16 protein-coding genes are annotated in these 13,732 nt (G+C 64.2%); 6 read left to right on the top strand and 10 right to left on the bottom strand.

Translation table 11 applies throughout. From position 1 onward, the window contains the following. Nucleotides 1-150: 150 nt before the first annotated feature. The 3 genes from M2S36_RS17380 to M2S36_RS17370 form a co-directional block, all read right to left on the bottom strand. The gene (locus tag M2S36_RS17380) at nt 151-531 is read right to left on the bottom strand and encodes a hypothetical protein (RefSeq protein WP_207832289.1); all 381 of its coding nucleotides are present in this window, start codon (nt 529-531) and stop codon (nt 151-153) included. Between the two features lie 158 nt (nt 532-689). Next, complete coding sequence (locus M2S36_RS17375; protein ID WP_333957506.1) at nt 690-1,877, bottom strand: MFS transporter; 1,188 nt, start codon at nt 1,875-1,877, stop codon at nt 690-692. A 183-nt stretch (nt 1,878-2,060) separates the two neighbouring features. After that, entirely contained in the window at nt 2,061-2,810 is a 750-nt protein-coding gene (locus tag M2S36_RS17370; protein ID WP_063911683.1) for a 3-oxoacyl-ACP reductase family protein, read from the bottom strand. A 118-nt stretch (nt 2,811-2,928) separates the two neighbouring features. Here M2S36_RS17370 and M2S36_RS17365 point away from each other — a divergent pair, with 118 nt between their 5' ends. After that, nucleotides 2,929-3,867, top strand: coding sequence for a LysR family transcriptional regulator (locus M2S36_RS17365; protein WP_333957505.1), 939 nt, complete (start codon nt 2,929-2,931; stop codon nt 3,865-3,867). 27 nt (nt 3,868-3,894) lie between these two features. On the opposite strand, the gene M2S36_RS17360 is transcribed toward M2S36_RS17365, so the two are convergent. Further along, on the bottom strand, nt 3,895-4,365 hold the full coding sequence (locus M2S36_RS17360) for a GreA/GreB family elongation factor (protein WP_207832284.1): 471 nt from the start codon (nt 4,363-4,365) through the stop codon (nt 3,895-3,897). A gap of 2 nt (nt 4,366-4,367) precedes the next feature. After that, complete coding sequence (locus M2S36_RS17355; protein WP_233687172.1) at nt 4,368-4,766, bottom strand: hypothetical protein; 399 nt, start codon at nt 4,764-4,766, stop codon at nt 4,368-4,370. Between the two features lie 130 nt (nt 4,767-4,896). Here M2S36_RS17355 and earP point away from each other — a divergent pair, with 130 nt between their 5' ends. Both earP and efp read left to right on the top strand, forming a co-directional pair. Then, entirely contained in the window at nt 4,897-6,024 is a 1,128-nt protein-coding gene (earP, locus tag M2S36_RS17350; RefSeq protein ID WP_333957504.1) for an elongation factor P maturation arginine rhamnosyltransferase EarP, read from the top strand. 48 nt (nt 6,025-6,072) lie between these two features. Continuing rightward, entirely contained in the window at nt 6,073-6,642 is a 570-nt protein-coding gene (gene efp, locus M2S36_RS17345; RefSeq protein WP_013971530.1) for an elongation factor P, read from the top strand. A 221-nt stretch (nt 6,643-6,863) separates the two neighbouring features. Here efp and M2S36_RS17340 read toward each other — a convergent pair whose 3' ends face one another. From M2S36_RS17340 to M2S36_RS17330, 3 genes are all read right to left on the bottom strand, one after another. Continuing rightward, nucleotides 6,864-7,292 (bottom strand): organic hydroperoxide resistance protein, encoded by a 429-nt coding sequence (locus tag M2S36_RS17340; RefSeq protein ID WP_063911688.1) that lies wholly within the window; start codon nt 7,290-7,292, stop codon nt 6,864-6,866. Between the two features lie 141 nt (nt 7,293-7,433). Next, nucleotides 7,434-7,892 (bottom strand): MarR family winged helix-turn-helix transcriptional regulator, encoded by a 459-nt coding sequence (locus M2S36_RS17335; protein ID WP_063911689.1) that lies wholly within the window; start codon nt 7,890-7,892, stop codon nt 7,434-7,436. Nucleotides 7,893-7,950: 58 nt separating this feature from the next. Further along, on the bottom strand, nt 7,951-8,904 hold the full coding sequence (locus M2S36_RS17330) for a LysR family transcriptional regulator (RefSeq protein ID WP_207832277.1): 954 nt from the start codon (nt 8,902-8,904) through the stop codon (nt 7,951-7,953). Nucleotides 8,905-9,017: 113 nt separating this feature from the next. Here M2S36_RS17330 and M2S36_RS17325 point away from each other — a divergent pair, with 113 nt between their 5' ends. After that, nucleotides 9,018-9,767, top strand: coding sequence for a sulfite exporter TauE/SafE family protein (locus M2S36_RS17325; protein ID WP_015269373.1), 750 nt, complete (start codon nt 9,018-9,020; stop codon nt 9,765-9,767). A 43-nt stretch (nt 9,768-9,810) separates the two neighbouring features. On the opposite strand, the gene M2S36_RS17320 is transcribed toward M2S36_RS17325, so the two are convergent. Further along, nucleotides 9,811-10,662 (bottom strand): LysR substrate-binding domain-containing protein, encoded by an 852-nt coding sequence (locus tag M2S36_RS17320; RefSeq protein ID WP_233687170.1) that lies wholly within the window; start codon nt 10,660-10,662, stop codon nt 9,811-9,813. Nucleotides 10,663-10,758: 96 nt separating this feature from the next. Here M2S36_RS17320 and M2S36_RS17315 point away from each other — a divergent pair, with 96 nt between their 5' ends. Beyond that, on the top strand, nt 10,759-10,977 hold the full coding sequence (locus M2S36_RS17315; RefSeq protein WP_063911691.1) for a DUF1127 domain-containing protein: 219 nt from the start codon (nt 10,759-10,761) through the stop codon (nt 10,975-10,977). Between the two features lie 145 nt (nt 10,978-11,122). Then, nucleotides 11,123-12,343: a winged helix-turn-helix domain-containing protein gene (locus tag M2S36_RS17310; protein WP_333957503.1), complete on the top strand. Its 1,221-nt coding sequence runs from the start codon at nt 11,123-11,125 to the stop codon at nt 12,341-12,343. Here M2S36_RS17310 and M2S36_RS17305 read toward each other — a convergent pair. Next, nucleotides 12,324-13,670 (bottom strand): class II 3-deoxy-7-phosphoheptulonate synthase, encoded by a 1,347-nt coding sequence (locus M2S36_RS17305; protein WP_207832273.1) that lies wholly within the window; start codon nt 13,668-13,670, stop codon nt 12,324-12,326. The genes M2S36_RS17310 and M2S36_RS17305 overlap by 20 nt on opposite strands. Nucleotides 13,671-13,732: the final 62 nt, after the last annotated feature.

Below are 13,732 nucleotides of genomic sequence, written 5' to 3'. Positions count from 1 at the left end.
TAAACCCGCTCCCACAGGGATATCACTGCACCTGAGGATAGTGATTTTCCTGTGGGAGCGGGTTTACCCGCGAAGAGGCCGGCACAGGCCATGAAAAAGGCGGCATCTTACAGCCGCCTTCAACATAAAACGATCCAGGCCCGGTGATATTCAGTCTTGGTTGGCCGGCCGCTTGTGCTGCCGCCAGTTGTCATCGATCTTCGACCAGGTCTTGCCATCGGTAATGGCCATGAGCTTGCGCCCATCCTTGAAGGTAGCCAGGAAGGTAGCTTGTTCTTCCTTGCCACCCAGCCACAGCCCGGCCAGCAACCCCACCGGCCCGGCTACCAGGGCCCCGGCCATGCCCCAGCCCAGGGCACTGCCCAGGCTACGGCTGGATTCCAGGCTGGCAAGCCGGAGGTCGCTGATGCGTGCCAGAGAAATCCGCTCGCCCGGGGAGGGGCTGCGCGGGGTCTTGAGTGTGAGCGATCCGTTGCGATACTCGCCTTCACCTTGCAAGAAATCGCCGGATTGCACCGTGAGTCTTGTCATAACGTCGTCCTGTCAGGGAAAGGGCATTGACCAGCGCCTACTGAGCGCTGCCCAGGCGGGCAAGTCAACGGCCATGCGACGGAGGGTCGTGCGGTGCATTGTCGCCATGGCTAAGGGCCTCTTCGCGGGCACGCCCGCGAAGAATCCAATAAAAAATTTCAGGCCGCTTGCAAAGCGTTCTTGCGCTTATGCTCCGCCAACCCCCAGGCCAGCAACGCCAGCCCGCCAATCACCAACCCGGCCACCACAATCCCCATCCAGCCCTGGCGCTGGAACAACTGCGTGCCCAGCAATGACCCCAATGCCCCGCCAATGAAGTAGCAGGTGATATACCCGGCATTCAGCCGCGTGCGCGCCTCGGGCCGCAGGGCAATCACTGCATTCTGGTTGCTCACGTGCACCAGCTGCACCGCCAGGTCGAGCATCAGCACGCCCAGCAGCAAGGCCGGCAAGGACTGCTCGGCATAGCCCAGCGGGACCCATGACAGCAGCAACACCACCAGCCCCACGGTGGTACCCAGCGAGCCCTTGCCACGGTCGGCCAGGCGCCCGGCCCAGTTGGCCGACAGCGCACCCGCTGCACCGGCCAGGCCGAACAGGCCTATCACTGCGTCCGAATAGTGGTACGGGCCTTTCGCCAGCAGGAACGCCAGTGGCGTCCAGAACAGGGCGAACAGGCTGAACGCCAGCAGGCCGAGTAGCGAGCGCAGGCGCAGCACCGGTTCTTCGAAGAACAGGCGGAACACCGAGCCGATCAGCGCCGGGTATTTCAGCCCGGCATGGCTGTGGTGTTGCGGCAGGCTGCGGTGCAGCGCCACGGCGGTGATGGCCATCAGCACCGCGGCCAGCACGTAGATGCTGCGCCAGCCACCGAGCTCGGCCATGAAGCCGGCGGCGGTACGCGCCAGCAGGATGCCCAGCAGCAGGCCGCTCATCAGCGTGCCGACCGCGCGCCCGCGCTGGTGTGGCTCGCTGAGGCTCGCGGCCATGGGCACGAGGATTTGCGCCACTACCGAGAACAGCCCGGTCAGCGCCGTGCCAAGGATCAGCCAGGGCAGGCTCGGTGCGCAGGCACTGATGACCAGGCCCAGGGTGGAAATGGCGGTCATTACGGTGATCAGCCGGCGCTGCTCGAACAGGTCGCCCAGCGGCGCCAGCAGCAACAGGCCGGCGCCATAGCTGAGCTGCGCGGCAATGACGATGCTGCCGGCACTGGCGGTGCTCAGGCCGAACTGCTGGGCAATGCTGTGCAGCAGCGGTTGCGCGTAATAGTTACTGGCTACGGCCAGGCCGGTGGCGGTGGCCATCAGCAGGATCAGGGCACGGCTGAGCGTGGGGGTGTTCATGCAGTTCTCGTGGCGGGCAGGAGTAAAGGGGGGATTATCGGAAAGTGTCGGGCACTACATCAATGCATTGTGTGGCAGAGCCTGTGCCGGCCTATTCGCGGGCATGCCCGCTCCCACAGGGATCGCGCAGTACCTGTGGGAGCGGGCGCGCCCGCGAAGAGGCCGGAACACGCAACCCTTCAATCAGGCAGCAAACCCGCCATCGACCGTCAGGCTGGCCCCAGTGACATACCCCGCCTCAGGCCCCGCCAGGTAAGCCACGAAGCTGGCAATCTCATCCGCCTCGCCATACCGCCCGATCGCCATCAGCGGGATCAGGCTGTCAGCGAACTCGCCGCTGGCCGGGTTCATGTCGGTGTCCACCGGCCCTGGCTGAACGTTGTTCACGGTAATGCCCTTCGGCCCCAGGTCACGGGCCATGCCGCGGGTCAGGCCGACCAGCGCCGACTTGCTCATGGCATAGGGGGCGCCACCGGCAAACGGCATGCGCTCGGCGTTGGTGCTGCCAATGTTGATGATGCGCCCGCCTTGGCCCATGTAGCGGGCCGCGGCCTGGCTGGCGACGAATACGCTGCGCACGTTCACCGCCAGCATGTGGTCGAAGTCGGCCAGGTCGAATTCGGTCACCGGCGCTACCGCCAGTACACCGGCGTTGTTGACCAGGATATCCAGTCGGCCGAAGGCCTTCACGGTGTCATCCACAGCCAGTTGCACGGCTGCCGCGTCGGCACTGTCGGCCCGCAGGGCCAGGGCTTTGCCGCCGTTGTCGGTAATTTCCTGAACCAGCGCCTGCGCCGGGCCGGCGGAGCTGACATAGGTGAAGGCCACCTGTGCGCCTTCGCGGGCCAGGCGTCGCACGATGGCTGCACCGATGCCGCGGGAACCGCCCTGTACCAGGGCGACTTTGCCTTCGAGGGTGTGTTGTTTGGACATGCTGATCTCCTGCTGGAAGCCAGGCCGGAATGCCTTGGATGGGCGCAGTATCGGCGCTTGATTACCTGCTGATAAGATGGCAATCACTATTAGCAGAGTAAACCTTTGGTTGCTAATCATGGCCACGGAATCGTTCAACGCGTTGGAATGCTTCATCCGCAGTGCCGAGGTCGGCAGTTTTGCCGAGGCCGCCAGGCGCCTCAGCATTACCCCGGCTGCCGTGGGCAAGCATGTTGCCCAGCTGGAAGCACGCCTGGGGGTGCGGTTGTTCCAGCGTAGTACCCGCAAGCTGACCCTGACCGAAGCGGGGCAGCGATTTCTGGGGGAGGTCAGTGACAGCTTCCGCACCATCCAGTACGCCGTGGCTAACCTGGCCAGCAGCGAAGGCCAGCCGGCCGGGTTGTTGCGGGTGAGCATGGGCACGGTATTCGGGCGCTTGTATGTTTTGCCCTTGCTGGGTGAGTTCCTGCGTCGCTACCCGGCCATTACCCCGGACTGGCATTTCGACAACCGTCAGGTCGACCTGATCGGCCAGGGCTTCGATGCGGCGATTGGCGGTGGCTTCGAACTGCCGCCAGGGGTGGTGGCGCGCAAGCTGACCCCGGCGCACCGGGTGCTGGTGGCGGCGCCGGCGTACCTGGGGCGACACGCGCCGATTGACGACCCGCAGGTATTGCAACGGCATGACGGTATCCTGATCCGCTCGCCGCAGACCGGGCGGGTGCGCTCATGGCCGTTGACCAGCCGCTGGCAGGTGCAGCAGCCTTTGCAGTTGCGCCAGGCGATGACCATGAGCGATTCGGATGCGGCTTGCGCGGTGGCCGAGCAGGGCTTGGGGATTGCCCTGGTGAGCCTGCCGTTTGCCGTGCCGTACCTGGAGGGCGGGCGGCTGCGGCGGGTGCTGCCGGACTGGTATGTGGACGATGGGTATATCAGCCTGTATTTCGCCGAGCACAAGCTGCTGCCGGGCAAGACCCGGACGTTTATCGACTTTGTGGTGGAGCAGTTTGCCGAGCAGGGGTTGGCGCGGCGGTTCGATGCCTTGCAAACCCTTTAGATGTGTATTGCCGGCGATTGGGCCCGGTCAGGCAACATCGACTATGAATAGTGCCTGTGCCCCCAGGCTCACCTCATCATCAACCTTCTTGCCGAGCAACTGCTGCCCCAGCGGCGAGCGCGGGGTAATCACCGTCACCAGCCCGGCCCCCTCGCCAATCTTCAGCCCCGCCGCCTCAGGCCCAAGGAACAACCGGCGCTGGCTGCCATCCTCGTCTTCCAGGGTTACCAGGTTGCTGATCTGCACCCCACGCGCCGGGTCATAATCGCGCAGCAGCAGTTGCTGGTAAGTCTGCAGTGCCATGCGAATCTCGGCGCTGCGGCGGGCCTGGCCGGTGGCCAGGTACGAGGCTTCCAGGCCAAGGGTGTCATACTTGTTCTCGGCGATGTTCTCTTCAGCAGTGGCGGCTTCGTACGCGGTTTGCGCCGCGCGGGTCAGCACATCCAGGTCATGCTCGAGGGTGGCGACGATCTGCGCCAGCAGGTGGGGCTTGTTCATGGTCAGTAACAGAACTCCAGCACGTTGGCCTGGCTTTTGTCGGTAGGCGCAGTGCGGTTCTGCTGCAGCCAGAACTGGCACTTGGGGCTGTTGAGGTTGCGCGGGTTGCCCTGGGCGGCCTCGGCGGCCTGTTGCAGTTCCTGCTTGTGCAGGATGTCCTTGTAGCGTTCGAACATCTCCGCCTGGGCATCCGCCACAGGGGCTGGCGCTGGCGGCGTGGCAGGCCGGTACGCGCTGGGGGCCACGGCCTGGGCCAGTGGCTGTACCTGCTGTGGCCACAGTTGCAGGGCCAGCCACAGGCTGGCGGCGATGGCCACGGCGCCCAGCCACAGGCCAAAGGCAACGCACAGGATCAACGGCAACGGCTTGAGGGCGATCTTCAGTTCACGGTGGCGCGGCATGGCAGCTTCCTGGCAGGTGGATCGGGGTGCATTGTCGCATGCGTCTGGGCATTTTTCCGCGCAGGTGCTTTTGTCAGCGACAATTTATGCGCAAAATGCGCGGTTTTTCCGCCGGGCGAGGGCAGGGCACATGAAAGCCACCTGGGACATCTTCTGCAGCGTCGTCGACAACTACGGCGATATAGGCGTGACCTGGCGCCTGGCCCGGCAGCTGGTGGCCGAGCACGGGCTGGCAGTGCGCCTGTGGGTGGATGACCTCAATGCGTTCACGCCCATGTGCCCAGGGGCCGACGCCACCGCCCAGCAGCAGTGGCAGCACGGTGTGGACGTGCGCCAGTGGCCGGTGACCTGGTTGCCGGTGGCGCCGGCTGATGTGGTAATTGGTGCCTTCGCCTGCCAGTTGCCAGCACCTTATGTAGAGGCAATGCGTGTTCGCGCCACGCCGCCGCTGTGGCTGAACCTTGAGTACCTCAGTGCCGAGGACTGGGTGGAGGGTTGCCATGGCTTGCCTTCGCCGCAGCCCAATGGCTTGCGCAAGGTGTTTTTCTTTCCCGGCTTTACCGAAAAAACCGGTGGCCTGCTGCGCGAGGGCTCGCTGCTGGCACTGCGTGATGCGTTCCAGCAGGGCGCACGGCAGGCCTTCTTGCAGGGGCTTGGCGTAAACCCTGAAGCGGGGGCGTTGCTGATGTCGCTGTTCGCCTACGAAAACCCGCAACTGGGCAACTGGCTCGATGCCATGGCCTCAGGTGAGCAACCTTGTCACTTGCTGGTGCCGCAAGGGCGCGTTGTCGCGGGGCTCAGCCAGTGGCTTGGCGAGGCGCCGCTGCAAGTGGGCAGCGTGCGCAAGCGAGGGGCGCTGACCGTGCAGGTATTACCTTTCGTCAGCCAGGACGACTACGACCGGTTGCTGTGGAGCTGTGATTTCAACGCCGTGCGCGGCGAAGACTCGTTCGTGCGCGCGCAGTGGGCCGGGCAGCCGATGCTGTGGCACATCTACGTGCAGGACGAGAATGCCCATTGGGAAAAGCTCGAAGCGTTTCTCGCGCATTATCGACACGGGTTGTCAGGCGATGCCGATGCCGCCCTGCTTGGCCTGTGGCGTGCCTGGAACATGGACAGCGACATGGGCCAGGCCTGGCAGGCGGCCCGCCAGCACTGGCCAGAACTGCGGCAGCATGCCCGGCGTTGGGCGGCGCGACAGGCCGCTCAGCCGGACCTTGCCACAGCGCTAGTACACTTTTACCGAAATTCGCTATGATACGCGGCCTCGATTTTTATAAATCCATCCAGATTCGGATACTTCGTAATGAAAACTGGTAAAGAACTGAAACCCGGTACCGTCCTGCGGATCGACAACGACCCATGGCTGGTTCAAAAAGCTGAGTTCACCAAGTCGGGCCGTAACAGCGCGATCATGAAGACCAAGCTGAAGAACCTGTTGACCGGCTACAAGACCGAAACCGTCTACGGTGCGGACGACAAGCTGGACGACGTGATCCTGGATCGCAAAGAAGCGACCCTGTCGTTCATCAACGGTGACGAATACACCTTCATGGACACCACCGACTACACCATGTACGAACTGAACGCCGAGGACATCGAAGCCGTTCTGCCGTACATCGAAGAAGGCATGGAAGACGTCTGCGAAGCCGTGTTCTTCGAAGGCCGCCTGGTTTCGGTTGAACTGCCGACCACCATCAGCCGCCAGGTTGTCTACACCGAGAACGCTGCACGCGGCGACACCTCGGGCAAGGTCATGAAGCCTGCCAAGCTGAAGAACGGTACCGAGATCTCGGTTGCCGACTTCATCCAGATCGACGAGTGGATCGATATCGACACTCGCGACAACAGCTTCAAAGGCCGTTCCAAGAAGTAATACTTCTTGTGAAACGCAAAAAACCCGGCCTTGGCCGGGTTTTTTAATGCCTGCAGATCTTCAAGCCGCGGTAAGGCTGCTCTCATTGAGCTGCACGTAACTCACTGAATTAGCAGGGGCCCTGTGGGAGCGGGCATGCCNNCGCAGCCGGTGCCAGCCACCGTGTTGAATTCTTCGCGGGCGCGCCCGCTCCCACAGAGGCCGCGTCGTGTTCACCTTAGTCAGACAGTTACATGCAGGCGCACATCCACATTGCCGCGGGTGGCGTTGGAGTACGGGCACACCTTGTGCGCCTTTTCCACCAGCCCTTCGGCATCGGCCTGGGCCAGGCCCGGCAGGTTGATGTGCAGGTCGATGTCCAGGCCGAAACCACCCGGAATCTGGCCGATGCCCACCTTCGCGGTGATCGAGGCATCCGCTGGCAGGGCTTTTTTCTCTTGCCCGGCCACGAACTTCAAGGCGCCGATGAAGCATGCCGAGTAACCGGCGGCGAACATCTGCTCGGGGTTGGTGCCGTCACCGCCTGCGCCGCCCAGTTCCTTGGGGGTGCTCAGGTTGACAACCAGTTTGCCGTCACTGGAGCGGGATTTGCCATCGCGCCCACCGGTGGAGGTTGCTTCTGCGATGTACAGCGGAGTGACCTTTTGCATCTTGAGCCTCGCTAATGTGCTGTGCGCTCCCCGTCTGGAGGAGGGCGCGGGTTGGTGTGGGATTTAAATTAGCGCGCAATTAGTTAGCGCGCAAGATAAATCTTCACCGCTCATCCGAACGGCCATCGCACAGCATAGCTGTCAGAGGTTTTTCTGCAGGTTCTCGCGCAGCGCCAGCAAGTCGGCCTGCAGCTGTTGCAGCTGTTCAAGGCTGCGTCCACTGGCCTTGAGGATGCACTGTGGCACTTCCCTGGCCTGCTGCTGAAGGGCGCGGCCCTTGTCGGTCAGTTGCACCAGCACCACCCGTTCGTCCTCGCGGCTGCGGTTGCGCTGCAGCAGGCCCTCGCTTTCCAGGCGCTTGAGCAGCGGCGTCAACGAGCCGGGGTCGGTCAGCAGGTGTTGGCTGATCTCGCCTACGGTCAGGCCGTCGCGCTCCCACAGCACGAGCATGGCCAGGTACTGCGGGTAGGTCAGGCCCAGGGCCTGCAGCAGCGGTTTGTAGACCTTGGTCATCAGCAACGAGGTGGAATGCAGGGCGAAACAGACCTGGTTGTCCAGCAGCAGCTCGTCACAGGAGGAGGCTTGGGTGTCGGCGTTCATGCAGGTCCTTGAAGGTAATCAATGGAAAAGTCTGGCGCGCTGATCATTAGTGCGCGCACTACTCGTGCAGTTCACTGCGCAAGGCCAGGTCCCAGGGCGGAATCGGGCTGAAGCGGCTCTTGAGGAATTCGAGCAGCAAACGGCTGCGAGAGTTCGTTTCATGTTCCAGGCGTAGCGCGTAGATACCGCTGGTTTCCGCTTCGGGCAAGCCCCCGTCGCAAAACAACGGTATCAGTTCGCCGCGCAGCAGGTATTCGCTGATCAGCCAGGTGGGCAGGTGGGCGATGCCTAAGCCGGCGAGGGCGCCGAACAGCAGGGTTTCGGCGTTGTTGGCGGCCATGCGCATGCGTGAGGGGCGGTACAGGCGGGTTTGCCCGGCCACGTTGAAGCGCCAGGCGAATGGCGGCGCCAGGCCGTCCCAGTCCAGACCATCGTGCCCGGGCAGTTCGCTGGGGCAGGTGGGTATGCCGCGGCTGGCCAGGTAGGCCGGGCTGGCGCAGGCGATGCGCACCATGTAGGCCAGTGGCGTGGCGACCAGCCGGGTGTCGGCCAGGGGGCCGGCGCGCAACACCAGGTCGACCTCGCCCAGGTGGCTGCCCTGCAGGTCGACGAAGCTGTCGATCAGGCGCAGTTGCACATCCAGGCCCGGGTAGGCCACCAGGAAATCGGCGATGGCCGGAGCCAGGTGGCGGCGGCCGAATGCGGCAGGGGCGTCGATGCGGATCAGGCCTTCTGGGGCATTGCTCAGCGACACCGCTTCGGCGCGGGCCAGGCGCAGTTCCTCGATGATGCGCCTGGCCCGTTCGGCAAAGGCATTGCCCGCGGGGGTGGCGCGCACGGCATGGGTGCTGCGGGTGAACAGGCGGCTGCCCACGGCGTTTTCCAGGTTGTCGATGCGCCGGGCCACGGCGGACGGGGTCAGCGGGTGGCGGCGGGCGGCGGCAGAAAAGCTGCCGGTTTCCAGCACGTCGAGGAACAGGCTTAGCTGGTCGGTCAGGGTATCGGGGCTCATGGCTGCCTTGCTTTTGCGAGAAACGCACAGCCATTGTGCGCTGCTATGCGTTTCCCCGCCAGCCCGCAATCGTTAGCATGCTCGCATTATGTGTACAGGCGGATGAGGCTCTGATGATCGAGTGGTTGTTGTATATCGTGCTGGGCGCAGCCCTGGGGACCATGGGCGGCTTGTTCGGCATTGGCGGCGGGCTGATCGCCATCCCGGCGTTGGGCGTGCTGTTTGGCCTGGACCAGCAGTTGGCGCAGGGCACGGCGCTGGTGATGGTAGTGCCCAATGTGCTGCTGGCGCTGTGGCGTTATCACCAGCGTAACCGCATCGAGCTGCGCCATGCCGTGCCGCTGTCGCTGTGCAGCTTCGTGTTCGCCTGGCTGGGGTCGATCTGGGCGGTGGGGCTGGATGCGCACTCCATGCGCCTGGGCTTTGTCGGCTTCCTGGTGGCCCTGGCGGTGTGGAACGTGGCGCGGATGTTCATGAAGGTGACGCCGCCCAGCGCCGAGTTGCGCTATGCCTGGCCGTGGCTGGGTGTGCTGGGCAGCTTTGCCGGGACCATGGGCGGCTTGTTCGGGGTGGGTGGGGCTGTGGTGGCCACACCGATCCTGACCAGTGTGTTCGGTACCACCCAGGTGGTGGCGCAGGGGCTGTCGCTGGCGCTGGCGGCGCCGAGTACCTTGGTGACCCTGGTGACCTATGGGGTGCACCACAGTGTTGACTGGGGGGTGGGAATTCCGTTGGCGGTGGGGGGCTTGCTCAGCATCAGCTGGGGGGTGAAGTTGGCCCATGCGTTGCCGGAGAAGGTGTTGCGGGCGATGTTCTGTGTGTTTTTGGTGGGGTGTGCGGTGATGCTCGGGTTTGAGCTTTGAGATTTTGGGGCCGCCTTGCGGCCCATCGCCGGCAAGCTCCAAGTTACTTGAACCCTTCGACAATGTAGTCGGCCATGCAATCGGTAATTGGCGAAGGGGGCTGGGTACTGCGCACCAGCATCACATTGGCCACCGGCAACTGCGGCAACCCTTCGCTCTCGCCCAGAATGCGGATATTCCCGCCAATCAGGCTCTGCAGCTGCGCAGTCACCGCCAACCCTGCGGTGACAATGGCAAAGATCGCCGCCAGGCTCGGGCTGGTATAGGCGATGCGGTAGTCGATGCCCTGGGCTTCCAGGGCATTGCAGGTCCAGGCCCGGCAGAAGCAGTCGGTGTTGAACAGGGCCACCGGCATGGGGCGCTGTTCCTGCGGGCAGAAGCCTTCGGCGGCGGCCCACACCAGGCGTTCCTGGCGCAGTAGCTGGCCAATCTCGTTGCCCGGCTCACGGGTGACGATGGTCAGGTCCAGGTCCTGGCGCAGCATCAGTTGCTTGGACGAGTCGCAATGCACCTCAACCTGCACCAGCGGGTAAGCCTGGGCAAAGCTCGACAGGATATTCGGCAGAAAGCGCATGGCGTAGTCGTCCGGCGTGCCGATGCGTACTACGCCGACCATGTGCGGCATGCGCAGGGTGTTGAACACTTCCCCGTGCAGCTTGAGGATGCGCCGGGCATAGCCCAGCAGCACCTGGCCTTCGGCAGTCAGCCGCACCTGGCGGCCGTCGCGCTCGAACAGCTGGCGCTGCAGGATGTCTTCTTCCAGGCGTTTCATCTGCATGCTCACCGCCGACTGGGTGCGGTTGACCACCTCGCCGGCGCGGGTGAAGCCGCCTTGTTCGGCGATTGCAACGAAGGTGCGCAGCACGTCCGCGTCGAGGCTCTGGTACTGGGACATTGCATCAATCTCCGAGATGCATGGCATCAGAAACATTCGTTGGATTGATCTTATGCCTGGCAGGAGACTGGAGCCATCAACACGGAGGGCTTCACGATGAAAGGTCATGTCAGCAGCATCCAGCAACCTGCCTTTTCCCTGAACCACCTGTGGCATGCAGTCCTGCAGCGTCCTGTTCGCTGGCTGCAGCTGTACCGCCAGCGTCAGGAACTGGCCAGCCTCAGTGACGCAACCTTGCACGACCTGGGGTTGAGCCGGGCGGATATCCAGCAAGAGGCCGAGCGGCATTTCTGGGATGACCCGCTGCGCAAATAGGCTAAGTTTGTCGGTGGAATCACTGGCCTCTTCGCGGGTGAACCCGCTCCCACAGGAACGCCACATTGCCCGAGACCAGTGGTATCCCTGTGGGAGCGGGTTCACCCGCGAAAGGGCCAGTGCAGACACTACAAGGAGTTCAGGCTTGCCCCTCAAGCTATCCATCAACCAGGCCCGCCGCCTGGCCCTTTCTGCCCAAGGTTTCGGCAAGCAGCCGGAAATGGCCCCGACCCTGCCAGCACTCAAGCGCATGCTGCAACGCCTGGGCGTGTTGCAGATCGATTCGGTCAACGCCCTGATCCGCTCCCACTACCTGCCGCTGTTCTCCCGCCTGGGCAACTACTCGCCTGCCACCCTCGACCAGCTCGCCTGGGGGCGTGGCCGCCAGCGCCTGATGTTCGAATACTGGGGCCACGAAGCCTCGTTGCTGCCGCTGAGCCTGTACCCACTGCTGCGCTGGCGCATGGCCCATGCCGCCGATGGCCGTGGCATCTATCGCCAGCTCGCGCAGTTTGGCCGCGAACGCCAGGACGTGATTGCCCGGGTACTGGCCGCCGTCCGCGAACAGGGCGCCCTTGGCGCGGGCAGCCTGTCCACTCGTGAAGAACGGGCCGGCCCCTGGTGGGACTGGAGCGAGGAAAAGCACGCGCTGGAGTGGCTGTTTGCCGCAGGTGAGGTGACGGTCGCTGGCCGGCGTGGCTTCGAGCGACTCTACGATGTACCGGAAAGGGTCCTGCCGAGGACCATCCTCGATCAGCCATTGCCCAGCGAGGCGGAGGCGCATCAGGGCTTGATGCTGCACGCCGCCACCGCCCTGGGCGTAGCCACCGAGCGCGACCTGCGCGACTACTTCCGCCTGGACCCGGGGCAGGGCAGGTCGGCACTGGCGAAACTGGTGGCTGATGGCCGCCTGCAAGCGGTCGAGGTGCAAGGCTGGAAGCAGCTCGCCTACTGCGCCGGCGCACCGCGTATCCCTCGGCGCATCGAGGCCAGCGCGCTGTTGTCGCCGTTCGATTCACTGGTCTGGGAACGCAACCGTACCGAGCGCTTGTTCGACTTCCGCTACCGCCTGGAAATCTACACCCCGGCGCACAAACGGGTGTACGGCTACTACGTGCTGCCGTTCCTGTACCGCGAACGCATCGGCGCGCGGGTGGACCTGCGCGCCGAGCGCGCACAGGGGCAACTGGCAGTACATGCCGTGCATGTGGAGGCCGCAGGCCTGGACGAGGAGGGTTACCAGGCCCTGGCCGGCAACCTGCTGCGCCTGGCCAGTTGGCTGGGCCTGGAGAAGGTGCAACTGAACTGCCCGCGCCCGGAGGGCAGCCAGTTGCGCCAGGCATTGCTCAGCGCCGCACCTGCTTGAGGGTTTCGGCAATCAGGAACGCCAGCTCCAGCGACTGGTCGGCGTTCATGCGCGGGTCGCAGTGGGTGTGATAGCGGTCGGACAGCGCATCCTCGGTGATTGGCCGGGCGCCGCCGATGCATTCGGTGACGTTCTGTCCGGTCATCTCGATGTGGATGCCGCCGGCATGGCTGCCTTCGGCCTGGTGCACCTGGAAGAACTGCTTCACCTCATCCAGGATCTGTGCAAAGTCGCGGGTCTTGTAGCCGCTGCTGGCCTTGATGGTGTTGCCATGCATCGGGTCGGAGCTCCACAGCACCTTGCGCCCTTCGCGCTCGACAGTGCGGATCAGCCCCGGCAGGTGGTCGCCGACCTTGCCGGCGCCCATGCGCACGATCAGGTTCAGGCGCCCGGGGTCGTTGGTCGGGTTCAGCGTGTCGATCAGGCGGATCAGCTCCTCGGGGTTCATGCTCGGGCCAACCTTGACCCCGATCGGGTTGTGCACGCCGCGCAGGAACTCCACATGGGCACCGTCCAGCTGGCGGGTGCGGTCGCCGATCCACAGCATGTGCGCCGAGCAGTCGTAGTAGTCGCCGGTCAGGCTGTCCTGGCGCACGAAGGCTTCTTCATAATTCAGCAGCAGCGCTTCGTGGGCAGTGAAGAAGCTGGTTTCGCGCAGCTGCGGCGCGCTGTCCAGGCCGCAGGCGCGCATGAATGCCAGGGTTTCGTCGATGCGGTTGGCCAGCTGGTGGTACTTGTCGGCCAGCGCCGAGTTGGCGATGAAGTCCAGGTTCCACTTGTGTACCTGGTGCAGGTCGGCAAACCCGCCCTGGGCGAAGGCGCGCAGCAGGTTGAGGCTGGCAGTGGCCTGGTGGTACGCCTGCAGCAGGCGTTCCGGGTCGGGGATGCGGCTTTTCGCGTCGAAGCCGATACCGTTGACGATGTCGCCACGGTAGGCAGGCAGGGTGATGTCGCCGATGGTTTCATCGCCCGATGAGCGCGGCTTGGCGAACTGCCCGGCCATGCGTCCGACCTTGACCACCGGGCAGCCGGCGGCGAAGGTCATGACGATGGCCATCTGCAGTAGCACCTTGAAGGTGTCGCGGATTTTCGCCGCCGAGAACTCGGCGAAGCTCTCGGCGCAGTCGCCACCCTGCAGCAGGAAGGCGCGGCCTTCGGTAACCTCGGCGAACTGCCGGCGCAGCTCGCGTGCCTCGCCCGCGAATACCAGTGGCGGGTAGCTGGCCAGGGTCTGTTCGACCTTCAGCAGGTGCGCGGCATCGGGGTAGGTCGGTTGCTGCTGGATCGGCAGGGCGCGCCAGCTGTCGGGGCTCCACGGTTGGTTCATCTCGGGCTCGGTCTTGTCGGTTGTAGGCTATGGGCCATGGTAACAGTTGGCGCTGCGCTTGT

Source organism: Pseudomonas sp. SF2 (genome assembly GCF_036858055.1).
Classification (GTDB): domain Bacteria; phylum Pseudomonadota; class Gammaproteobacteria; order Pseudomonadales; family Pseudomonadaceae; genus Aquipseudomonas.
The sequence above is the reverse complement of the archived record's forward strand: the minus strand, read 5'-3'. Positions and strand labels throughout refer to the sequence as shown.